Annotated in this window: 20 protein-coding genes; 12 read left to right on the top strand and 8 right to left on the bottom strand. The window is 45.8% G+C overall.

The genetic code is table 11. The annotated features are described in order from the left end of the window. Positions 1 to 65 precede the first annotated feature (65 nt). Entirely contained in the window at positions 66 to 953 is an 888-nt protein-coding gene (locus P0078_RS04280; RefSeq protein ID WP_282933241.1) for an SMP-30/gluconolactonase/LRE family protein, read from the top strand. 6 nt (positions 954 to 959) lie between these two features. Here the strand turns inward: P0078_RS04280 and P0078_RS04275 are convergent, their stop codons facing one another. Continuing rightward, positions 960 to 2,342 carry an amidase family protein gene (locus tag P0078_RS04275; RefSeq protein ID WP_282933240.1) on the bottom strand — a complete coding sequence of 461 codons (1,383 nt, stop codon included), beginning with the start codon at positions 2,340 to 2,342 and terminating at the stop codon, positions 960 to 962. 180 nt (positions 2,343 to 2,522) lie between these two features. On the opposite strand from P0078_RS04275, the gene P0078_RS04270 reads away from it, so the two are divergent. Together P0078_RS04270 and P0078_RS04265 are read left to right on the top strand one after the other, a co-directional pair. Then, a complete protein-coding gene (locus P0078_RS04270; protein WP_282933239.1) occupies positions 2,523 to 3,104 on the top strand; it encodes an HAD family hydrolase in 582 nt (193 codons plus the stop codon). A 483-nt stretch (positions 3,105 to 3,587) separates the two neighbouring features. Next, positions 3,588 to 4,421 (top strand): alpha/beta hydrolase family protein, encoded by an 834-nt coding sequence (locus P0078_RS04265; protein WP_282933238.1) that lies wholly within the window; start codon positions 3,588 to 3,590, stop codon positions 4,419 to 4,421. 83 nt (positions 4,422 to 4,504) lie between these two features. Here the strand turns inward: P0078_RS04265 and P0078_RS04260 are convergent, their stop codons facing one another. From P0078_RS04260 to P0078_RS04250, 3 genes are all read right to left on the bottom strand, one after another. Next, positions 4,505 to 4,846, bottom strand: coding sequence for a group II intron maturase-specific domain-containing protein (locus P0078_RS04260; RefSeq protein WP_282931778.1), 342 nt, complete (start codon positions 4,844 to 4,846; stop codon positions 4,505 to 4,507). Continuing rightward, positions 4,831 to 5,775, bottom strand: coding sequence for a group II intron reverse transcriptase/maturase (gene ltrA, locus P0078_RS04255; RefSeq protein ID WP_282933237.1), 945 nt, complete (start codon positions 5,773 to 5,775; stop codon positions 4,831 to 4,833). The genes P0078_RS04260 and ltrA (P0078_RS04255) overlap by 16 nt, the downstream gene beginning before the upstream one ends. A gap of 1,246 nt (positions 5,776 to 7,021) precedes the next feature. After that, positions 7,022 to 8,184 (bottom strand): IS3 family transposase gene (locus P0078_RS04250; RefSeq protein WP_282933236.1). Its coding sequence is split into 2 segments (ribosomal slippage): positions 7,022 to 7,926 and positions 7,926 to 8,184, totalling 1,164 coding nucleotides; the frame shifts between segments, so codons are not numbered across the junction. A 971-nt stretch (positions 8,185 to 9,155) separates the two neighbouring features. Between P0078_RS04250 and P0078_RS04245 the strand changes: the two genes are divergently transcribed. The 5 genes from P0078_RS04245 to P0078_RS04225 all read left to right on the top strand — a co-directional run bounded on the left by P0078_RS04245 (position 9,156) and on the right by P0078_RS04225 (position 13,682). Continuing rightward, positions 9,156 to 9,653, top strand: coding sequence for a DoxX family protein (locus P0078_RS04245; RefSeq protein WP_282933235.1), 498 nt, complete (start codon positions 9,156 to 9,158; stop codon positions 9,651 to 9,653). 23 nt (positions 9,654 to 9,676) lie between these two features. Further along, a complete protein-coding gene (locus P0078_RS04240) occupies positions 9,677 to 9,865 on the top strand; it encodes a hypothetical protein (protein WP_282933234.1) in 189 nt (62 codons plus the stop codon). 919 nt (positions 9,866 to 10,784) lie between these two features. After that, positions 10,785 to 11,159, top strand: a complete 375-nt coding sequence (locus tag P0078_RS04235; RefSeq protein WP_282933233.1) for a hypothetical protein — start codon at positions 10,785 to 10,787, stop codon at positions 11,157 to 11,159. A gap of 965 nt (positions 11,160 to 12,124) precedes the next feature. Next, complete coding sequence (gene ltrA, locus P0078_RS04230; protein WP_282933232.1) at positions 12,125 to 13,417, top strand: group II intron reverse transcriptase/maturase; 1,293 nt, start codon at positions 12,125 to 12,127, stop codon at positions 13,415 to 13,417. Positions 13,418 to 13,451: 34 nt separating this feature from the next. After that, positions 13,452 to 13,682 (top strand): hypothetical protein, encoded by a 231-nt coding sequence (locus tag P0078_RS04225; RefSeq protein ID WP_282933231.1) that lies wholly within the window; start codon positions 13,452 to 13,454, stop codon positions 13,680 to 13,682. Between the two features lie 499 nt (positions 13,683 to 14,181). On the opposite strand, the gene P0078_RS04220 is transcribed toward P0078_RS04225, so the two are convergent. Next, positions 14,182 to 14,304, bottom strand: a complete 123-nt coding sequence (locus P0078_RS04220; protein ID WP_282933230.1) for a hypothetical protein — start codon at positions 14,302 to 14,304, stop codon at positions 14,182 to 14,184. Between the two features lie 329 nt (positions 14,305 to 14,633). On the opposite strand from P0078_RS04220, the gene P0078_RS04215 reads away from it, so the two are divergent. From P0078_RS04215 to P0078_RS04200, 4 genes are all read left to right on the top strand, one after another. After that, positions 14,634 to 14,843 (top strand): hypothetical protein, encoded by a 210-nt coding sequence (locus tag P0078_RS04215; protein WP_282933229.1) that lies wholly within the window; start codon positions 14,634 to 14,636, stop codon positions 14,841 to 14,843. Between the two features lie 150 nt (positions 14,844 to 14,993). Beyond that, entirely contained in the window at positions 14,994 to 15,419 is a 426-nt protein-coding gene (locus P0078_RS04210; RefSeq protein ID WP_282933228.1) for a hypothetical protein, read from the top strand. Positions 15,420 to 16,043: 624 nt separating this feature from the next. Next, entirely contained in the window at positions 16,044 to 16,370 is a 327-nt protein-coding gene (locus P0078_RS04205) for a lipocalin-like domain-containing protein (protein ID WP_282933227.1), read from the top strand. A 464-nt stretch (positions 16,371 to 16,834) separates the two neighbouring features. Beyond that, complete coding sequence (locus P0078_RS04200; RefSeq protein WP_282933226.1) at positions 16,835 to 17,266, top strand: hypothetical protein; 432 nt, start codon at positions 16,835 to 16,837, stop codon at positions 17,264 to 17,266. A 40-nt stretch (positions 17,267 to 17,306) separates the two neighbouring features. On the opposite strand, the gene P0078_RS04195 is transcribed toward P0078_RS04200, so the two are convergent. The 3 genes from P0078_RS04195 to putA all read right to left on the bottom strand — a co-directional run bounded on the left by P0078_RS04195 (position 17,307) and on the right by putA (position 23,622). After that, entirely contained in the window at positions 17,307 to 19,283 is a 1,977-nt protein-coding gene (locus P0078_RS04195) for an alkyl/aryl-sulfatase (RefSeq protein ID WP_282933225.1), read from the bottom strand. 545 nt (positions 19,284 to 19,828) lie between these two features. Continuing rightward, positions 19,829 to 20,218: a hypothetical protein gene (locus tag P0078_RS04190; RefSeq protein ID WP_282933224.1), complete on the bottom strand. Its 390-nt coding sequence runs from the start codon at positions 20,216 to 20,218 to the stop codon at positions 19,829 to 19,831. 257 nt (positions 20,219 to 20,475) lie between these two features. Then, on the bottom strand, positions 20,476 to 23,622 hold the full coding sequence (gene putA, locus P0078_RS04185) for a bifunctional proline dehydrogenase/L-glutamate gamma-semialdehyde dehydrogenase PutA (protein WP_282933223.1): 3,147 nt from the start codon (positions 23,620 to 23,622) through the stop codon (positions 20,476 to 20,478). Positions 23,623 to 23,650 lie beyond the last annotated feature (28 nt).

Here is a 23,650-nt window from a genome sequence, read left to right as displayed (position 1 = left end):
TGCTTTTCAGCTCAGTCCTTTTCTTGGCTATTACTTACAGCAATTATCTACTGGGGAATTCCCCGATGCAGGCTACCCATTCGATCTTGGTGGAAACGGATGCACATGAGGGGCTTGTTTATGTACCCTCCCAGAAACGTCTCTACTTCACCAGTGTTCCAGATTTAGAGATTGAGAATCCACAAATATCGATCCGTTACTACGACTTTATTACTGGCGAAGTTGTAACCTGGAAGCACCGAAGCAATATGGCAAACAGCATGTGGCTTAGCAATGACGGTGAACATTTATTGGTTGCAGAGCAGGGGAAAGGAGCAATCCCGGGCGCTATCAGCCGCATAAGCCTTTCAGACGGTCAACGAGAAGTGTTCGTAGATGCCTATAAAGGTAAGCCATTTAATTCACCCAATAAAGTTGTACAGTCACCCTCTGGCTGGATCTACTTCACCGATCCAGATTATGGCTACAACCAAGGCTTCAAGCCTGAGCCAATGTTAACGCCAGCTGTCTACGCTTTTGATCCTTCAACAAAAATGTTAATTCGCTTGTCAGCGGAGTACATGATGCCTCATGGGTTGGCAATCTCTCCAATGGGCAACCAAATTTATATTGGTGATACTGCAGCTATCGATGGAAAGAATCCTTACAACCCCAAAAAAACAAAAGACATTTATGTAAGCTCTTTGCTAACCCCGGAAAAATTGGAAGAGAAGCAATGGGTGTTGTCGGTACCAGTAGGGATTCCTGATGGTTTTATTGTTACTGGCCCCAAAAATGATCTGTGGGTGGCGGCAGGTGACGGACTGCGACACTATCGAGAGAACGGCTCCCTGGTTAATCTTTACCCTGTTCCCGGCGGTGTGTATAGCGTAGCAACTGACGGTAAAGCAATTTACTCATCAAGTAATACCGCTATATGGAAGACAATTCCCCGAGGGGAAGAGGGGGGATAGTTCCTCTTACTTTTGGAGTGTTATTACCTGTTCGATCTGTCTAGCTACGGCAAGTAGTGCCAAATCCGCTCCAGGTAACCCATCTATCTCCAAGCCCACCGGTAATCCATTGGTACCAGGCCCGATGGGGATGCTGATGCTTGGGGCACCGGTAACTGGTGCGGAGACATTGTTGTATATCAGTGTGTCCAGGGTGGGGAGTGTCTGTCCATTTAGCTCCAGTTGATATGAGGATGTTTCCAGGGGTTGCGCTTCGATAGGTGCAGTTGGAAATACGATCGCGTCCAGTTGATGCTGCTGGATGATCTTCGAATAGCTGTCGCGCACAGCAGGCAATTTCTTTAAGGCCGCTTGATAGGCTGAGTCTGGCGGTGCCTTAGGGCCGAGCACTGATTCCTGATAGACCTCTTTCACATCCTCACTTTTGATCATTGCTACCAAACCTTCTAGTTGAGTTTGTGGTTGATAATTTGCCAGGAAATGCCCCATGGCTGTCCGCATCTGATGAAACCCGATGGGAAATCCGATTTCGAGAGCGGCGCTGACTATTGGTGAAAGGTCTACTTCTACAAGGTCTACTCCGGCATCAATAAGGGTGCTTATTAGAGCCCTGAAAGACTGGTTTACTCCAGGTGAGAGGTTGTCAAATAGAGGGTGGGCAAGCCCCAAGCGCAACTGATTGATTGGCTTGCATTGGGGTACGGAGCCCCTTGTCATCACTTCAAACAGATAGATGGTATCTTCGACACTAACAGCCAAAGGGCCGATAGTGTCAAATGCTGGCACAGAGGGTACGACTCCCTGGCTGCTAAGGCTGCCAGTTGAAGGGCGAAAGCCAACAATACCAGTTAACGCCGCCGGTAATCTGACGGAGCCGGCGGTATCGGTGCCGAGGCCAGCGGGTACAATCCCCGCGGCTACAGCAACAGCGGTGCCCCCCGATGAACCGCCGGGGAAGCAAGCGATGTCCCACGGATTCCTTACGGCACCAAATGCAGCGTTATTGGAGGTTACGCCAAAGGCGAGTTCATGTAGATTGGTCTTCCCAACCACTATGGCCCCACATCCCTCTAGCCGCTCAACCACTGGGGCAGAGGACTTCGGCAGAAAGTTCATGCCGAGGGTCCCAGCAGTGGTATGCATACCCTTTACATTGATATTGTCTTTAACAACGATGGGGATACCGGCAAGGGGCCTACGGTGGCTACCGGAGGCCAATTCTCTGTCAATACACTTGGCTTTTTGAAGGGCACCATGCCGATCGAGACAGATAAAAGCATTGAGTTCGGAATGAGCAACTGCATTGTCACAAGCTTCTTCAATCAGTGATACTGCGCTAATCTTTCTTGCGAGCACCATCTCCACAAGCTCATGAAGGGAAGTCGTCATAGTTTGCTTACTAGCTTCTGATTGTACTTGGGATCTTAGATCATAGAGAGGAAGAAAGTAGGACGATAAGAATGATATTGGCTAATTTGATGGCACTAGCCTTGATTTCTCCGAGGCGTATCTGATGGTGAAGAGTGCGAAGCTTGTTTCTGGCTGTTGAAAGTATGAGGGTTATGGGTTTTGAAAATTGATGTATTACTGTTTGATCTCGGCGGCGTACTAATAGAGCTAAAAGGCCGTCCATTACCAACCGGTAAAGCGCCTGTGACAGATGTCATTATTTCCGGTCCGGTAAGGCAGTTTGAGAGAGGAGAAATCACCACGGAAGAATTTGCAAACGCTTTAAAATCTCAATTGGAAATAGAGGAATCGATAGAGACTATTATCGATCATTTCACAAACTGGCCTGCTGGATTCTATCCAGGAGCAATTGAATTACTCAGTTCTCTAGAGAAAAACTACAAAGTGGCCGCATTGACAAATACCAATGAACTTCACTGGCCACGCATCACTCATGAATTTAATGCACATAACTATTTGGGCAGAATATTCGCTTCCCACCTTATAGGTATGGCAAAGCCCGATGAAGCATTTTTCAAGCATGCGCTTGAGCAGCTGGAAGTCGAAGCCAGTAGTGTTGTGTATATGGATGATATCTCTAGAAACGTAGAGGTGGCGAATAAGGTGGGTATGACTGCGTTTCATACCAAGGGTTTTGATTCGGTGTTGGAAGTGATAGAACGTTTAAATATTCAAAAATAGATTTTTGGCAGTAAGAAAGGTTAGAGGTATAACAGATTATTGTGTAGAGGTAGTTTCTTGGCCTTTAAAATCTACTTAAGCCATCCAGACATGCCTGCCCTCAACTTGCTCCCTCTTTCTGAATATTAATTTTCAGGAGCTTGCTCACGGTTAAGCTCATTTGAATGTTGGTCAGATTATAATTTACGCCAGTTGGTAAGTGCCAGCTTGGAGAAATATGATCATGATGAGTGTTATTTCTGGGTTCGGCTGAAAGTTTGTGGAAAACACTTAAAAATTATGGGGTTACGTGAGTAGGGTGAAATTGAGATAGTAGTCATGGTGATCGTTTTTGTAGTTTGTTTAATCGTGCCATTTTAGTGTAACTAGCTGATTTCTAATGAGAAACTGTAGTGGCGGCGGTAGATTGATTATGAGATAGTAGTCAATACAATAGTGGTCAGAGTGATTACTATATAAATGTTAGCACTACAAGGAGATGGCGTGCAAAAATTTATACCGTTCTTTCTTTTAACCTTTTCATTATTTTCTTTTTCATTAAAAGCTGAAAATTATCAATACGAAACAAGTAAGGTAAAACATAAAAATTTAGTTGCTAATCTATATTTACCTAAAATTGAACATAAGTTACCCGTAGTAATTGCTTTTGGTGGCTCTGAAGGTGGATTGAGCACAGGTAATGCTAATGGTGAAATGATCGCCCCTCACGGTGTTGCCGTTCTTGCGCTAGCATACTTTAAAGAAAAAGGGCTTCCTAAAACATTAGACCAAATTCCAATGGAATATTTTGTTGATGCAATTGATTATTTAGAATCACATCCGTCAATAGATTCTTCTAGGATCGGTATAGTCGGTGGTTCTCGTGGCTCTGAAGCTGCTTTTTTACTTGCTGCAATGGACTCTAGAATTAAGTCAATAGCTGTTACTACACCAAGCAAAGTTGCATGGTATGGACTAACAATACCAAAATCTGCTTGGACGTTTAAAGATAAAGATATTCCAGCTTTAGGCTTAGGATTAGATTCAAATGCAAAATTAATAGACAGGTTTAACGTTGCTTTAGGAAATTTAAATAATGTGAAGAAGTCATTATTTAAGTTTGAGAATATAAACGGTCCTATATTAATGGTTTCAGCAGAAAATGATCAAGTTTGGCCTTCCTATCAAATGTCCAAAGACATAGAGTTGTATTTACAGAATAAAAATTTTAAATACAAAGTAGTACATAATTCTTATAAAACCGGTCATGGTTTCAGTAAAGAAACAGCTCCAGAAATTAAAAAATCTATAATTAATCACTTTGTGAGCACATTGTAGTGTAGTGCTAAATCGGGTAGCCGGTAGTTTCTAACTACCGGCCCCCACACCACCCATCGTGCGGGTCCGCAATGGGCGGTTCCCTATCCGTAATGAATCTCTACCCAACGATCTCGCAATGAAATCAAACCCATCCCTTCGAAGAACTCATTATTGAGCGCAATATGAATACCCTCAGTTTTTGCGCTTCGCCAGTAACTTTTACCGGACGAGCCGCAGGTAACTGCCAGCGATTCACTCACACCCATACGCAGTAAATTTCGAACTTTCGTTCTCACTCTGCGCCAATTCTTCCAATAGCTCATTCTTAATCGCCGTCGTATCCAGCAGTCTAGATCGATACATTTTTGATAGCCTTGCGCTATTCCAAAATAGTTGATCCAACCACGGAGGTATACGGTAAGTTCTTTCAGTTTCTTTTCCATAGAGATACCACGAGATCGCCCTGTAATCTGTCGGACGCGGTATTTAAATTGGAGCAGGGACTTATCATGCCAGACAAGCTTTGCCCCCGAAAAGAGAAGCCTAGGAACTTACAACGGCTGACAGGAACCACTTGGCTTTTAGTATCGTTAACTTTGAGCTTAAGCTTGCGCTCAACAAAGCGTTTAATACTCGCCATAACCCGTTCACCCGCGCGTTTAGAGGAAACCACAATCACAAAATCGTCCGCATAGCGGACGAAATTGTGTCGGCGTTTTTCCAGCTCTTTGTCGAGCAAGTGGAGTACAATGTTGGAGAGCAGCGGCGATAAAGGGCCACCTTGTGGCACCCCCTCATGACAGGCTTTCCAGCATCCATCTTCTACACTTCCTGCACGCAAGTAGCTTGCGATCAGTTTGAGTACGCGCTTATCGCTGATTCTTTGGCCAAGTAAACTCATGAGGAAATCATGATTTACCCGGTCGAAGAATTTGGATAAATCGACATCCACTGCTATTCGTTTCCCTCCCTCGATATACTTTCGCAGCTTTTTCACCGCATGATGCTGTGATCGCTTTGGGCGGAATCCATAGCTGAACTCCGAAAAGGTTTTATCGAAACAGGGACCGATGATTTGGGCGATAGCCTGCTGAATAACACGATCAAAGATCGTAGGTATCCCGAGACCACGCTGGCCACCATCTGGCTTGCGAATGTAGACGCGCCTGACGGGAAGCGGCTGGTAATGACCCTGTCGAATGGTCTCGATGAGCTCGTCGCCAACTGCCTTGAAGTGCTGCACAAAATTATCGACAGTAATCCCGTCAATGCCTGCGGCACCTTTGTTGCTTCGCACGTGTTTCCATGCAGCATTAAGATTTTCTTTGCTGAGGATGGCTTCAAGCAGATTTTCATTTGAGTTGAGTGTCATGGCAGTGCGCTACGTCAATTTTATATCCGGCTGGCAACATATCCGTAAGCTAGCCCTGTCTTTTAACTCGTGGATTTTGGGTTCAGGCCTTCACCGTATCCAAGGTATTAATCTTGGCATTAGGCTACTATGCCGTCGGCTGACTTCTGTTTAATCACCTTGATCATTACTGACCAAGGCGCTGCTGTGTTCCACCAATTTTGTTTACCCCCGCGATAGTGGCTAGCGGGCTGAGCCTACTTATGAGTCAGCGGCCACGCTGACAGCTTTACAGCAGCAGGTTGAACAGATCTCCCCAGATAAGAACGTGAACTTTCACTACACAACTGCATCATTTACTCTACCCGTTAGATCACATGGCTTCGGTGTTCTTGGCCACCTCGCCTCCAGGCTAAGCCTTATATGATGTTTCTGTCCGTCAGCTCGTAGTTTTGCTAGCGGCTTCCTCCCCACAAGACCTCACGGTGTTGCAGTTGCCATTCGCTAGTAGTTAGCATTTAATGAAGTCCATTAAACGGTGATCTTCCTACAGGGGACTTTCACCCCATTAGTTCACGCCCATGCTGGGCGTACCAAGTAAATCCAGGTGACGCCTACGGCGCACCTGATTTAGGCGTGTGTGCCAGGCATGGCATTTAACTAGAGAGGTGAAAGTCCTCTTACCAGGTATTCGTGGAGCCGAAGGTTAGCGAAAGGGCAAGGTTAATATCGCGAGGTATTGGCTGGAGGAAGCCCAACGCAAATTCACGGGGTGATGAACAAGAACTGGATATGAGGTGTGACGTAGGCGGAGCCAGTGGGCACGTGACCATAAAGCTCTCCATCCACAACTGGCCTACGTTTTATAAATCCAGCATCTACGTGAAGAAAGTTAAATGTCTTACCCTGGGAGGTCTATGGGTTGTTAATGGAGTAACTGAAAACTGAGAGATTGGTTTTGACCGATCCATAGAAGTCAGCAGAAGGCATAGTAGGTAGATTTCGTGCTACTGAAGGCCTGAACAATTCTGGACAGTATTATTAATGCAGAGCTTGATGACTGCATCTGACAAGTAACTTAGTTACCAGAGAAAAAAATTTTTTTTTCTGGGTGAACATCAAACTGGAAACTTAATCATACATTGTCCAATTTCCCATCTCTTTTAATGCAGCGAATTCTAGATAGGAATAATCTGTTTCGAGCATTACAACAAGTTTCTCGTAACCAGGGTGCGCCTGATCCTACCCATCAACAACGGACACACCACTAAGCGACTAGTTGTTCCTCAAACGCCTCAGGGCTGAGATAGCCATTGGCGCTGTGTAAGCGATTTCGATTGTAGTCTATCTCTATATACTCAAATACGGTCTCTCGCATGAGGCACCTTGTGGGAAAGCGGTTACCATGGATTGCTTCTACCTTAAGTGAGTGAAAGAATGTTTCTGCACAAGCGTTATCATAGCAATTACCTTTGGCGCTCATGCTGCACCGCAGACCATAAGCTGTAATCAAAGATTGATAATCTTTAGAGCAATACTGGCTTCCCCTGTCAGTATGCACGATAACATTCGTAGGTTTCTTACGTCGCCATAAAGCCATTTGAAGAGCGTCACAGACCAATGTAGCTGTCATCGTTTCTGACATCGCCCAACCAATAACTAGCCGACTATATAGGTCTATCACTACAGCCAGATATAACCAACCTTCTTCCGTTCTCAGGTAGGTTATATCCCCAGCCCATTTCTGATTCGGCCCTTCAGCATTGAAGTTCTGCTCGAGCAGATTTGGAGCTACTGGCAGACCATGTTTTGAATAGGTTGTGGCTTTATATCTCTTGGCGGCTTTAGCCCGTAGGCCCTGTCGACGCATGCTGGCAGCAATTGTTTTTTGATTATATTTACTCCCCTCACTGGCCAACTCCTTCGTCAGGCGAGGAGAGCCACTACGTTCTTTACTGGCTATAAAGCGCTGCTGTACCAAGCTATCGAGCTGCATTCGGTACTGCTGGTACCTGGATTGGCCGGCCGATCTTGACACCCAGTCGTAAAACCCACTGCGAGATACGTTCAATACCTTGGCCATCGCTTTGATGCTGAATTCATGCCTGTGCATTTGCATGAAGGCGTACCTCATTTCAGGCTCTTTGCAAAGTACGCTGCGGCCTTTTTTAAGATCGCCAGCTCCTCTGCCTGCTCAGCCAGCTGCCGCTTAAGGCGAGCATTCTCTGTGGCCAGCTCTCTCTCGGCATCCCCTCGGCACTGATGTAACTTAGCCTTGCTTCGCCATCCGTAAATCTGAGAAGGATGTAACCCAAGCTGTTTAGCGGCAACGCTTACCCCAACTTTGAGCGCAAGTGCTAGGGCATCCTTTCTATACTCCTCTGAGTACTGTTTACGAGTGGTTTTGGTTGGTTTATTTGATCTTGTCATAGAGCACCTCTGCTGCGTAGTTTATCGCTTAAGAGAGTGTCCGTCGTTGGTGGGTAGGATCACTTTCTTACCTTTAATGGAGGCATACAAACTTCTTTTGATGAGAGTTCTTTTTTATTAATTAATTGCTAAAGTCGTTGCCCGGGCAATATGCAGGAGTTTCTGAGCATTCATGTGAGGTAAACCTTTGCAAAGCACTAGATAAAGGCGCTGACTATTTTGTAAAAAATCTCCTTGTGATACTTTCATACTCAGGTGGCTTAACCATTTTGAAAAAAGAAAAGTCATGATATTGAAGCCCAATGCTGAACTTGACAACAATTACAGCCGGTTAGTTCTGGCCTCTGTTGGTAGATCGGTTGGACGGTTTGCGCTACGTATTAGCCGCTCTTGTTGTAGGAAGTAAAATCCGAAATGAGCCATAGAGAAAAAGCAGAGGAAAGAGGGTGTTACTGCGGTGTCTGGGATGACGAAGAGGCACCAAAACATCTAATAAAGCAAGGCTTACCAAAAGGGTACTGTGGAAAGTGCGAGCGATGTGGTGCTAATGGTCATACTTGTCATTATCCTGGTCCGGTTCCATTCACGGGCGCATGGTGTGACGATTGCCATCGGCTTGTAGGTAAAATGTGGTTTTTACGTTTGCCTATCTTTTGTCTGGTACTTATTGGGATTTTAATTTATGGATACTTTAAGATGTCAGTGTAAAGTTTTAACTAAGTTAAGTAGAATTAATCAACCATTGCCGGACTGGGCGGCCTACGCTCGGCTTTGACTGCTCTGTTGGCAATGGTCAGGCTGTAGGATACCAATGTGTATCTATGACCCTTTAAGCATGATTAAATATTGATCGTGTGTGGGGTTTTACCTGAATTCTAATTTAGCTTTCACTGATGAGTGGGCTATTTTTTATGTAGAATCACAACGCGAAAAGAGGGCTGAGTTTTTTACACCCTTGTTATGAGGATGCTATGGTAACTCCAATAATTATTCTTTTTCTGTTGTCCAGCCCCTTGGCTATTTCCTTTATTTATTCGAAGTTTAGTGACACGCCTTTGAATGTTACAAAGTATGCCTGTTGGGGGTTGGGAATAGCCTTTATATTTTTCTTTATTGGACACTTTATTCAAGCGGAAGGAATGGTGGAAATGTTACCGTCTTGGATTCCTTTTCGCCTAGCATTAGTGTACGTCACTGGATTGATTGAGCTATTGATAGGTGTTGCTCTCTTTGTGCCAAGATATCAGTCCCTTGCTGCAAGGCTTGCTATTGTAGTTTTTATTATTTTCTTTCCGGCGAATATTTATGCGGCACTAAATGGTGTTGGTCTTGGGGGGCATCAATGGGGGGCTGTTTATTTATTAATACGCGGACCACTGCAAATCATATTGATTGCATGGGCCTATTTCTTATGCGTGAAAAGTCATCATCATTTAATACAGCCCGCCGATAAAGTATTGACTGATTGAAGTATTAATGGGCTGGTAACTGTATGAGCGTTCAAATAGCAATGTTTTTATATGCCTTTCTGCCAGAAATTGCTTCCTCTTGTGATAGTGCTACTGAGCAAGCTTATGCAGGTGCAGGATTGAAAGTTTCTCCTGAGGTTGTATCTGAGGCTATTGATGAAAAAGAGGTTGCGCAAGAATATAGGAAGGTTAGGGCTACTACATTCAGCTGATTTGTGGTACTGGCAAGACTCCTAAACTTACAAAGTGTAAAGAGGAAGAGAAGTTCTTTGAGGTCGAGTATCTTTATGATGGTAAAGGTTTAATTTATAATCGAACAACAAAAAAACAATGGCGAAGCTATCGAGTACTTTGCTTATTAAGCCATGAACATGCGGCGACAATATACAGGCTTCGCGTGCCGGACTCAATACTACGTACTTCACTGTTACTTCAGGAATTAGGCCTCATAATGAAGCGTGAGCCAATCGACATTAAGTGCCTCAATTGTGGAGAGCTCGCAAAATTCGAAGAACCGTTTAACTTCTTACCGAAAAATGATGATCATCCGGATGAAACAAAGCCAGCCTATCAGTTGGGGGGCCGTGCTCGAAAGGTTCCTTTCTCGAATTAGCTGGAAAGCGCCGCCTGAATCAAGTCGTTATTTAAGAGGTGGAGACGATACACACAGCGGTGATTATCCTTTGCTCATCAATAGTTTAGTTCAGTGCTCTCACTACCGCTCGAATAGAAAGTATGAATTAAACTGGCCGAGCACGCTTATTGCTAATGAGAACTCCGAGGTGAATTATTGTGGGTATGGGATAAAGAGCATGCCCAGTTAATGCTAAATTTCGTTAAAGAAGCCATTAGGCCAATACAGCGGTCCTATAGCCTAAAGTATGTTAAAGTTGATAATCTGATAGTTAAAAAGAATGGGGTGTTGCATAAATGCCTAATAAGTGCATGTTGCTCACTCACTCCGCAGGCTGGGATTTTCGGCCCCAAACACAGGTGCTCAGGTTGTAGAAAAGCTAATGTGTGTCTTTGCCTCCTTACATATGATCGAATATTAACTGTAAATGATGGTTCTAGACGGTTTCTGGTTAAGTTTTCACTGGTAAGTAGACGATATTTACGTAGAAGTACGGTATGAAATATGGGGTAAGCTCTCCTTCAACCTCGTTATACGGGTATTGGGTTGTGAAAGTAAACGAGTATTATCGAAAAGCTAAAGAGATCGCTGAGAGTCCCGAGTTGCACGGGACAGGTGAGGCGAAGGAAATTCAGCAGGCTCTCGATTATGATCATTTGGATGATCATCCGTCATGCTGGGTTCCAAATGTTCAAGCGGCTTTATTAGCATGTTTTAGCTCAAGACCAAAGCTCTCTGTATCTAAAGCAGTTCTAGAACTCTATATACAAGGTTCTATTATGGAAAGTACCGCAGAGAGGAACGCATTGGTAAAGGTAGGTTTTACGTGTCTAGCTTTGGGCTTCATAATTGGGTGGGTAGTGTGGTCGTAACTACGTATTACAAATGCAAGTAGGTTGCCACGGGCCCTCGGCCCTTTGCGCAGCAGCCTATAGTCCAGCTCCCCCTGCAGTAGTCGTTATTATAACGGTCAATTTTTAGGAAGTTTGTAGTTGCGGTAAGTACTAACCTCTGCCGGATCACACTTTTCCAGAAAGTTGCTCTGAAAACTGGCACAATATTTCGTTATGAGTCAACAAGCCTTGCAAGCCAATTTCACACATCGTGGATTGCGATTCAGATAGTTAACTGGTGGGGAAACTGTGGTATTTTTCCTTATAGACTAACTGGGTAGTGGCCACCCAAAGGTGGCTGACATAGAGTATGTAGGTCGTTCAGTGTGTACCAGTATAACCAGGCCTAGAGGGATCACCCAGTGGGTGGCAGCTGGATAGCCTACGCTCCGCTTTGGCTACCATTTCCGGCAACGTGTGTGCCAGGCATGACATTTAACTAGAGAGGTGAAAGTCCTCTTACCAGGTATTCGTGGAGCCGAAGGTTAGCGAAAGGGCAAGGTTAATATCGCGAGGTATTAGCTGGAGGAAGCTCAACGCAAATTCACGGGGTGATGAACAAGAACTGGATATGAGGTGTGACGTAGGTGGAGCCAGTGGGCACGTGACCATAAAGCTCTCCATCCACAATTGGCCTACGTTTTATAAATCCAGCATCTACGTGAAGAAAGTTAAATGTCTTACCCTGGGAGGTCTATGGGTTGTTAATGGAATAACTGAAAACTGAGAGATTGGTTTTGACCGACCCATAGAAGTCAGCAGAGGGCATAGTAGGTAGATTTCGTGCTACTGAAGGCCTGAACAATTCTGGACAGTATTATTAATGCAGAGCTTGATGACTGCATCTGACAAGTAACTTAGTTGCCAGAAAAAAAATATTTTTTTCTGGATGAACATCAAACTGGAAACTTAATCATACATTGTCCAATTTCCCATCTCTTTTAATGCAGCGAATTCTAGATAGGAATAATCTGTTTCGAGCATTACAACAAGTTTCTCGTAACCAGGGTGCGCCAGGTCTCGATGGTATGACGGTAAAACAGTTGCCGGAACATCTTAAGCAGACCTGGATTGCTACCCGACAAAAGGTGTTAAGTAGTAGCTATCGTCCTCAACCGGTGAAACGCGTCTTTATACCAAAAGGCAATGGAGGCCTGCGTCCATTGGGTATACCCACTGTGCAAGATAGGTTGATCCAACAAGCTATCGCACAGATACTCAGTGAGCAATGGGAGCCGAAGTTTCATGCTCTTAGTTTTGGTTTTAGACCAAATCGATCGGCACACCAGGCGATTAGACAGGTCCAAAACTTTGTCCGGCAAGGAAAGCGCTGGACGATCGATATGGACTTGAAATCCTTCTTTGATGAAGTGAATCATGACAGGCTCATGCTAACACTGAAGCAAAGCGGAATACCGGCTGATGTGCTGGGGTTGATAAACCGATACCTAAAAGCGCCAACGGTAGTCGATGGCAAGGTAATAGCTACAATAAAAGGCGTCCCGCAAGGTGGGCCGTTATCTCCGCTTCTAGCGAATATTGTGCTTAATGAACTGGACTGGGAGCTGCACAAGCGGCAACTCAGTTTTGTACGATATGCCGATGATTTTCAAATACTGGTGGGAAGTCGTCGGTCTGCAGAGCGGATAAAAGTAAGCCTTACGCACTTCATCAAATGTAAGCTGAAGCTCACAGTAAATACTGAGAAGAGTGCAGAGGATCACTTCTGGAAGCGGAGCTTTCTAGGATTTAGATTGCTGAAGAAGGATGCCCGGATAAAGGTATCAGAATCATCGATTAATAAATTGAAGGCAAAGATCAGAATGGTCACCCGCCGAACACGAGGCCGCAAGTTTACTCAGATCATAGAAGAGTTAAAGAAGTCCCTGCTTGGTTGGAAAGCGTACTTTGACATCAGTGAAGTACTGAGCCCTCTGAAAGATCTGGACAAGTGGATAAGGCGGAAGTTGCGATGTTATTTATGGAAGCAATGGGGACGTAGTGGTTACCGCAGATTAAGAAGGCTGGGCGTTGATCGTTTTTTAGCGTGGAACACGGCCAAATCAGCGCATGGACCATGGAGGCTAAGCAAAAGTCCTGCCCTTTACAGAGCATTGCCAAATAGATACTTTAGGAACTTGGGGCTGCCGGAATTGGCAGATAGGAAGGGGAATAGAATTGAACCGCCATGGTACGTGACCCGTATGCCTGGTGGTGTGGGAGGAGGGGCATCGTGAGGTGCCTCCCTATCCCGATTATAAGTAATAAAAAATGGAACCTGAAGAATTGAGATGGAAGCTTGATATAGTCGCGACTTCTTGCATACAGCTTTCCGGTGAGTTGCAGTCTCTCTACGCACACTTAAGCTTGAGTCTGGATAGAAAAGCGATTCGAGAAATAATTACCAATCTGCATTGGGTGGCTGAAAATTTTACAGTCGTCGGGCTCCACCAAACTGGAGAAGTGCTTGATGATAATATGGGTACTGGTCTTCATGACTGAAATTATTCGTAGGGAGCACCGGCACAAATACAGGTTTCACGCTTTGTGCTTGTGGCAGGTTGCTTGCTTGTGCGGCTGGGGTTAAAACTCACTATGAAGAAATGTTGTGGGAAGTATCTAATTCCGAAAATCGACTACAAAGCGAGTCTTCTTGATTCACTAGGGCTTTGTATATTGTTAGGGTTTTTCATAGGAATTGCCATTATTGCTACTTGGTTAGCATCGGTCACACTTGTATCTTCCATTGAGGGTGGTTCGTTCACTGAAAGGGGTATATTTGGTCAGAGGATAGTCCCTGGAGGGGTAGTAGTATTACTATTTCTATATTATTTTTTACCTAAGGTTATTAATGCCTCTAGTTACTTGGTCAACTATACGCTCAAAATCGATGCGGCCTGCAAAATATGTGCAAAGAAGTATCAGCTTGCGAGCTATCCAAAATCGGAAGACCCGTTTTAATAAAGTAAGATTAGGGGTGTTATATCCCATGAAGATATTGCTAGTCCTTATCGTAAGCCTCATCGCCAGCAATACCCTGGCGAGTATTCTTTTTATCAATACCACACCAAAATTTTTCGAAGAAATTGGCAAAGATCACTATAGGTTTGAATTTGTCAATCATGGTCTTTCCTGGCTTTCAGAGCCCGATCCGCCAAAAACTGTAATTCTACATATACGGTATAGACCGGAGTGTCTGATAGACAATGCAATTCATTTTGGCCAAGTGAAGGACTCCGAGGTAAGGTATAGTAACTTCCAAGCCTCTGTAGCTAAGTTGCAGGAACAAATCCGTACTATCAAGGGCAATCTAATCTTTGGCTTCGATGCCAAAAAGCTTAGTAATGGCGAGTACGCTACTGAAAATCTTCGGATCCATATTGGTCATATGAAATAAAATGAAGTTGTGTGGGCTGTTGGTTCCAGTTTTCTACTTAATCACTGTAACTGAGTGTGACAGATGCTCGTCATTGCGGAAAATTGCGCGAAAACTATGCTTTATATAGTGCGGTAAAGTATCATGATATCTTTCAGAGTATTGAAGCGGGAAATATCGATGAAGCAAAGGAAAAGTTGTTAACTTTTCAGGCTGCCGAAGTTCTCGTTCTTGAGGGATTACGAAAAAAATCATCTCTAATAAATCTAAGTTGGCAATTGCACTGATTCGTAAATATAATAATAGAAATGTAGGGTAAACAAAAAATAGGCTGCGGCGCTTTAGCCTGGTAGTATTTGGGGTATCACAGCCTTAGGAGTTTGTTGGCCTGATGTAAGGCATATGTGTCAAGAAATTTTATGTAAGTAGGTGTAAAAATGGAAGAGTCAATTTATAGCCCTCCTGATTCTGAATTAGAGTCGACGAAGCCATATAAGGATTTATCTCTTTCGGAGAGGTTGGCTGAGTCGCGCCGGCAAATAGAAGAATCCAGGGCAATCCAGACATTGAATTTTGTATGGGGATTGCGGCTTGCTGGAGATGTTATTTTTATTTTAATCTTTGTGGTTGGATTGATTGGGGCCGAGGATAATATTACGGTAGCCAATGTGATGGTTGCTGGCTTTATCACCTTATTTTTTGGGGCTGAAGCATTCTGTATTATTGGTTATTTTCGTAGAAAATCCTGGTGTCAAATTCCCCTTCATATATTTGCGGCCTTTTCTTTGTTAAATATACCAATTGGTACCATTTTGTCGGTACTACACTACTATAAAATGCCTAAAGTTAGATTCGATAAGTAACGGTTATGATTTTATACCGAGTATGATATCGCGGTCGGATGAGCCCTTGGGGTTGTTACTCCATGCTTGCTAGTTGTTTGATTATCATGAAAAAGATAGCACCCTAAGGCCTAATATGACGAGCGTAAGAATTATACTATGAGTTGAGGAAAATTTTATAGATGTAGAGGCAGTGCAGGGCTTTATTGGGCATGATGTAGATTCTGTTAGGTGCAGAAATGAATATGGAGATCCCTTTTACATTGCGCAGCAGAACAAAATTAACCCGATGCTATTATTTTATTAAGAAAGTTGGGGGGTAAAATGTTACCGAATAGCGATGGTGAAACACCCGTAGAGCTTACGTGTTCTCTTGATAATATGGAGGCTGTTGATGCGTTCATGAGAAGTGTTTATAGAGTGGTTTAATTTGTTTATAGATTGCTGCTCAGTTTATGCATGGTATGCTGATGATGTTTGAATAAATTCAATATAGCTTCCGTTAATTTTATCCAGAAGCCAAATAGTTACGGACTTGGGATACCTGTTGCAGCACTGTTTGTAGTGCATCTGACCTGCTGTTTTTTGGGTGTATATGAGTGGAATTCGGTAAAATCAGAGATTCTAAATTAGAGGAAAGTAATAATGAGAAAACTGATTCTGGCGAGTCTTATTGCTTTAGTTTCAGGTATGGCTAATGCCTTTGAGGCTGCTGAGCTTAATGGCACCTGGTCCTTTTATGAGCAGGATGCGGCAGGAAATGTGGTCTCGAAAAAAGTTACGATAACTTTAAATAAAGATGGTTCATATCATTGGGTTGATAGTTTTTGGAGGCAGAATGGTACTTGGTCTGTGGAAGAAAATAGATTGATGATGTCGAATGTTGGATCACATAAGCTCATATCTATTACTGCAGATGAAGTTGAAATGAAACGTGGCAGCACCATGAGGATGCGCAAAGGTTCACGCTAACTAATAGCATATTACCTTGGTAAATTCCTGTAGGGCTTGTGGGTGCAAATTACGCTTCAGTTACTAGGAACTGTGGTTATATTTTTTGCGCTTAGGGTGTTTTTGTTAAGTTTAAAGTTGGATGTAGGCTTCTAAGTCAGGGTTTTAATAGGTGTGTCCGCAGGGTAGGTTTGTTGAAAATATATGTAGCAGCCTGATTTGATCTTTCTTTTACGATAGAAAAGTTATTTCTTAATAGTTTGTTGATTCGTATGGATGGAAGATTCACATTTCTGTGGGATCTGTGATTGCAAAGTTAACTACGGCTAGTAGGTTAAAATTTTCAGGGTAGGGGCTCGAATTGTATTCGCTACGTCCAGATTTTTGTGATAGCTCTAGGAGGCTCAATTCATAGTCTGGGCCTGTCGGTGGCCTTATAGGGCTATATATTTTCGGTTTGATTATCCTATTTGTTGGTGTGGTAAATGATTAAAAAATTAGTGCTTTTTTTCTCTATATTCCCCTTTATATTTGCATGTGAGGCTAAAAAGAGTGCGCTAGTAGGTGTTTGGAAATCTAATGCGGACAGAACAATTTCCAGTATGATTAAAGTTCAGGGAGTCCCAGAGAAAGCGCGAAAGTTTATGGAGGATGACTTTTTTGGGCATTTATTTTTTGAGTTTACAGAAACTGAGGTGAGGGTTTACTTCGATAAGGAGGAACTCAATACTGAGGAAAGTCATAACTTCGCCTCGTATACACTGGTTTCTGAGTCGGAACAGTATTTTGAATTAAATCACTATGATGAGCTTGAGGCGCGGGAAGTGACAGAAATACTTCACCGCGAGGATAATTGTTTCTATAGGGAAGTAGCTCCATGGGGCTTCTATGAGTATTTCTGCAAAGTGGATGACTAGCTTTAGTTAAAGTTAACCAAGGATTGCCCGCCAGAGCTTTTTATGGTGTAACAAGGCTAAAATTACGATCAAATTTATCAAATAAACGCCCAAATTTTATTAGGGCCAAAGGATTTCCGCTCACCTTGAGTCGACCATCCTTGATTAGGGTTGGGGCGCCTACCAACCCGCTAAACATCATGCGCAAGTCGCTACTGTTCAGAGCGAGGCTTGCAGAGGGTTCACTACTGTGCCGGCCAGGATAGCCGTGAAGCACCCCATTTTGTACCACGACTAAGTACTTTTCTCCGGTGTCAGTCATATCAATATTTAAACGAATGTCAGCGTCAGCTGCTTTCTCTCCATTAAGACGCACAGCCATGGCGTCGAAAAGTAGCTGGAGAGGGACTCGGGCTACGATATCTTCATCGGGCAGCATTTCTTCACGGTACTCAATTCCATGGCGTAGCTCCTTGGCACCTGAGAGGTAAAAATTTCGCCAGATACCGGACTCTGCCTGGTAGCCAAGTTGCTCTAAGCTGTCAGCCAATAGATAGCGGGCTTGCTCATTTTTAGGTTCAGCGAAAACCAAGTGCTTTAGCACCATGGCTACCCAGCGATAATTGCCTTGGGCAAAATCCTGTCGGGCCCGAGCCATAATGGCTTCTCCCCCCATGTAGTCAATGTAGTGCTCTGCAGCTTCTTCCTGAGGAATAGGGTGGAGGTTTGCTGGGTTGCCATCGAAATAACCCAGATAGCGATTGTAAACTGCCTTGGCTCCAACATTGACAGTGCCGTAGTATCCTCGATTGGCCCAAGCCTGAGAGAGGTTCTCGGGCAGCTCAAGGCGCTCTGCGACTTCGACCATATCGTAACCGTGGTTAGCTAGGCGCAGGGTTTGGTCGTGGATGTACTTATAAAGATCCCTCTGCTTAGCCAGGTAATCGATTGCTTCATCTTTGCCCCAGGTGGGCCAGTGGTGGCTGCTGAAAACCACCTCTGTCTTATCGCCAAATTTCTCCATGGCGTACTCAATATAGCGACTCCAGGCCTTGGCATCGCGGGTTTTCGCACCACGCAGAGTGTAAATATTATGCAGTGTATGGTTGGCGATCTCACTCATGCAGAGTGCGTTAAATTGAGGGAAGAAAAACACAATCTCTGCGGGTGCTTCGGCCCCGGGTGTGTTAATGAAGACGATGTCCACTCCATCAACTGTCATCTCTGCACCGGTTTCAGTAATCTCTATTGTTGGTGTAGCTATTCCGTGTTCACCATCTGATACCCGGTTGCCTAAGCCGGATGAGACAAAACCCTCCGGACTGGAGGGCAGCAAATTTCCAAATTGGTATAACGCACGGCGCTGCATCACATTCCCGGTGCGCACATTCTCGCTAATCGCCTCCTCAGCAAAACCCTCTGGTGCAATAATGTCGATAGAACCGCTCGCGAGCTGTTCTTTAGTCAGAACTCCAGTTATTCCGGCGAAATGGTCTGCGTGGCTATGGGTAAAAATAACGGCACTTACAGGTTGCTCTCCTAGTGCCTTGTTGGCCAGCGCAAGAGCTGCAGCTGCAGTCTCTGCGGAAGTGAGAGGGTCGATAACAATCCAGCCGCTTTCTCCCTGCACCAGAGTCATATTGGCCAGATCCAGCGAGCGCACCTGATAGATACCATCTACCACTTTGAACAGGCCGTTATTCAGGACGTTGAGCTGGGCCTGACGCCAAAGGCTGGGGTTGACTGTATCAGGAGCGGTGCCCTGTAAAAATTGCATCTGGGATAGGCCATAGACTTCCCGACCTTCGGTATTTTTCACTTGGGCGCCGGGAATAGATTCAATAAAGCCTCGTTTAGCCAGCAGAAAATCAGTTTCATCGCCGAAGGGGAGTTGTTTTGCCAGGGATCTATTGTGGGAAATAGTTGCCTTGGAGGCGGGTTTGATCTCGGTATTTAAATTTTCTGTGTGAGTTTTCGGTTCACTACCACAGGCAATCAAAAAGAAGGACAGCAACCACATCAGTATCAGCGAGCGCATTGAGACTCCCCAAAATCGGTGTATATGAAACTTCATTTTTATACTGGGACAGGGTTTTTATTGCCCAGAGTGGCCTTAGCTTCCCCCACCTGTGGTGGCGCGTCAAGACAAGAACTACCTCTTTGGCGGCGTAAAAGTCTTTCTGCAAGGGAAACAGTTTCATGTTACCCACTGGTTAACCAGTTTTGTCATTGGGCTTTGTATTTTCTACCAATACAGTCACGATTGTCGGTATTGTGATGTGTGAAGAGTTTGTGGTTCCTGAATCGAAGACGCTGGATTGTCGTAGCTGATAGTTTAATCTGATCTGTTTTTATATGCCCTTAGGGATTTTATATTTAACAAGTTTAGGAAGGTTTCTATGGTAGTAAAGGTAAATTTATTTTTAGCTTTTTTCTGTTCGTGCTAGTACCAAGCTAGCCATTCAAAATGGCGTGTCTTATTTATCAAATTCTATTTTACAAAAAGACACTATCTTACTGAAGTTTGATCAGATCGTCGATCAAAAGTTCTTTACCTTCTATTAACCTTAACTTGATAGATAATTAAACGGCAGGTGATATATTTGTGCTCTTTCTAGAAAGCGTTGCGCTTAAGAATGCGCAAAATGCCAGAGTTACGATATGAGGTACGTAAAGTGTGTATTCACTGGTGTGGAAAAAATACAGAGTGGCTTCGCAGGCGATAATGGCAATTGCTGCAGTTGCCCATGGATGCAGTTTTATCAGCCTAGATGCTAAGAAAATGAGTGTGAAAACAATTAGTCCATATCCTAGTAAATGGACAACAAAAATTTCCCAAAGGACAGCCCCTCCGTCTGAAAGAAATGCTATGAAAGCTTCGGGTATAGCGATGGCTGCAGAATATTCTGTAATTAATGGGCCTAAGTATCCGGCGACTAAGCCTATTGTTATTCCAGCTATTATGTTTTTCATTGAATCCATTCTATTTTTTTAGGGCTGGCCAACTATACCTTATGTGGAGCTGTAAAAGAAAATACTTGGTTTGTTGCCGCAAAAGACTGCGGTTGAAATAGAAGTAATTGCCTTGGTTCATCCGATTAATTTACAGGGGGTTATGAAAAGCTTACGGAGTTGGGGAGTTTGGAGTTGGTACTCTATGGGGGGGTGGCGAAATGTTTCTCCACAAAAAAGCGGGCTAAAAGCCCGCTCTCTTGTTGTTTTATGGAAGCTTATTGTCCCAATGTAAACAGTGCGGTGTTACCGCCAGTGGCAACAGTGTTAATAGTTTTGGTTTTTTCGCTGGCGAAACGGAATAGGTAGTGCGGGCCACCGGCTTTGGGGCCGGTGCCGGATAGGCCGTGGCCGCCGAAGGGGTTAACACCTACTACTGCACCAACCATATCGCGGTTTACATAGCAGTTGCCGACGTTGATACGCTTGAATACCGCGTGGGCGCGGCCTTCGATGCGGGAGTGCAGTCCGAAGGTAAGGCCGTAGCCGGTGGCATTAATGCGGCGGATTACGTCTTCCAGCTCGTCTGCCTTGAAGCGAACTACATGTAGGAAAGGTCCGAAAGTCTCGCGCTTGAGCACGGAGAAATCTTCAATCTCTACTACCTGCGGGCCGAAGAAGGTGCCATTGCTGGGCTTCTTCGCTTCCTCAAATGCAAATAGCGGCTTGGCTTCTTTAGCCATGCGCTCGCGATGGGATTCCAGCATGCCGAGGGCTTTTTCGTCGATAACCGGACCGATATCGGTATCCAGTTTACCGGGATCGCCGAGGGTTAGTTCTTCACACGCGCCTTTCAGCATATTCAGCAGGTTATCAGCGATGACATCCTGTACACACAGGATACGCAGAGCGGAACAGCGCTGACCGGCACTGAGGAAGGCAGATTGAATTACATCGTCTACCACTTGCTCGGGCAGGGCAGTGGAGTCTACGACCATGACATTTTGGCCGCCGGTTTCGGCGATCAGCGGTACAATCGGACCTTCTTTCGCTGCCAGCTGCTGGTTGATCAGGCGTGCGGTTTCAGTGGAGCCGGTAAAGGCTACACCGCCCAGGCGGGGATCTTCGATCAGCAGTTTGCCCACTGCGGCACCGGTACCTGTGATCAAGTGCAGTACTTTTGGCGGCACGCCGGCATCGAGCATCAAGCGCACGGCGTGTGCAGCGATGATGGGGGTTTGCTCTGCGGGCTTGGCCAGTACGGCATTACCGGCGGCGAGTGCGGCAACTACCTGGCCGGTAAAGATTGCCAGGGGGAAGTTCCAAGGGCTGATGCACACGAAGGTGCCACGGCCACTCAAATACAGCTGATTTTGCTCACCGGTAGGGCCGGGCAGTTCGGTGGGTTCACTGAAATGCTGGCGTGCGCCGTTGGCATAATAGCGGCAGAAGTCGATAGCTTCGCGGACTTCACTAATGCCGTCATTTAGGGTGCGGCCCGCTTCAATACAAATAATTGCAGCCAGTTCATTGGCTTTGTCTTCGTAAAGATCGGCAATTCTATCGAGAATATCCGCGCGGTGTTTTCCACCCTGACGATCCCAGTCGATCTGCGCCTCAGTGGCGGAGGCATAGGCCTGCTCAATCAGGTGCTTGTCAGTATTCGCGGTGTGTCCAATTTTTTCGCCGGTTGCCGGGTTGTAAACCGGTTCTTCTGCTTCGCCCATGGTGCCGTTGACGATAGGGCCACCGAGGAAATGCTTTTCGCGTTGCTGCTCAAGCTCTTTCAGCAGGGGATCAACGGAGAGTGGATCAGTCAGTTCGATGCCGTGTGAGTTTTTCCGTGGCAGGGCTTCTGCGCCCATATAAATATTCTCCGGGACAGGAATTTGCGGGTGACGGTAGGGGTTGCAGGCTTCGCTTTGTTCCAGGGTGTCCTGGACCAGGGCTTCAACCGGCGTTGCCTCGTCCATAAAGCGGTTAACAAAGGAGCTATTAGCTCCGTTTTCCAGCAGGCGGCGAACCAGGTAGGGCAGTAAGTCACGATGTGCCCCCACGGGTGCGTAGACGCGCACGGGCACACGCTTGCCGTGTACCGCTTCAATTTGTGCGTACAGCAAGTGGCCCATGCCGTGCAGGCGCTGGAATTCAAAGTCGGTGCGGCCATTGGCCAGCTCGAGGATCAGCCCGACGGTGTAGGCGTTGTGGGTGGCAAATTGCGGATAGATTGCATCGCCAGCTTCCAACAGTTTTTTCGCACAGACCTGGTATGACAGATCGGTGTGGCATTTGCGCGTGTACACCGGGTAGTCCGGCAGGCCCATCTGCTGGGAGTGTTTGATTTCACTATCCCAGTAAGCGCCTTTAACCAGGCGCACCATCAGCTTGCGACCTGTATCGCGGCCCAGGGCAATCAGCCAGTCGGCGACATGGGGGGCGCGCTTTTGGTAGGCCTGGAGTACAAAGCCCAATCCTTGCCAGTCTTTAATTTCGGGGTCTCGGGCGAGCGCCTCGAAGATATCCAGAGAGATATCCAGGCGGTCTGCCTCTTCTGCATCGATATTAAGGCCCATATCGTATTGGGCTGCGGCGACACAAAGACGCTTCACCTGGGGCAGCAATTCGTCCATTACGCGATCCCGCTGCAGCACACTGTAGCGGGGGTGCAGGGCGGAAAGCTTGATGGAAATACCGTTGGCCTCAACCACATCCCGCTGGGTGTTGTCTTTGCCGATCTCTTCGATAGCCATCATATACGCATCGAAGTAGCGGTGGGCGTCGGCCATGGTACGGGCGCCTTCGCCCAGCATGTCGAAGGAAAAGCGGGTGCCCGGGAGGTTTTCTTTGGGGCCGCGCTTCAAAGCTTCCTTGATGGTGCGGCCGAGTACGTACTGGCCACCCATAATTTTCATGGCCTGCATCATAGAGGTGCGCACCATGGGTTCGCCGATACGGCTCACCAGGCGTTTCATCCAGTGGGAGGGGCGCTCGGTGATATCCGGGTCCAGTTCTACCACGCTGCCGGTAAGCATCAGGCCCCAGGTTGAGGCGTTCACAAACAGGGAGTCGGACTGGCCACGATGGCTGGACCAGTTGCCGGAATGCACTTTCTCGGCGATTAGTTTGTCGGCAGTATCGGCGTCTGGTACCCGGAGCAGGGACTCCGCCAGACACATCAATGCAACCCCTTCCTTATTGGAAAGGCCGAATTGCTGAAGGAAAGCGTCCAGCGTTCCGCGCTTGCTGCGCTGCTGTCGCGAATGATGAACCAGTGCGCGCGAGGTGTTCAGAATTTTCTTGCGCATCTCGTCGCTGGGGCGTGGCGCAGCCAGCAGCTCGCTCACGCAGAGGTTTTCGTCGGCGTGCAAATACTCGCGTGCCCGGTCCCGGGCATTCTGGAGGTCTCCGGCGAAGTTTGTCGACATATCGTCTCCCAAGCTCTATATCTAGGGT

The sequence above is a fragment of the Microbulbifer sp. VAAF005 genome (genome assembly GCF_030012985.1).
GTDB lineage: Bacteria > Pseudomonadota > Gammaproteobacteria > Pseudomonadales > Cellvibrionaceae > Microbulbifer.
Note: the sequence above shows the minus strand (reverse complement) of the source record. Positions and strands in the feature narration are given on the sequence as shown.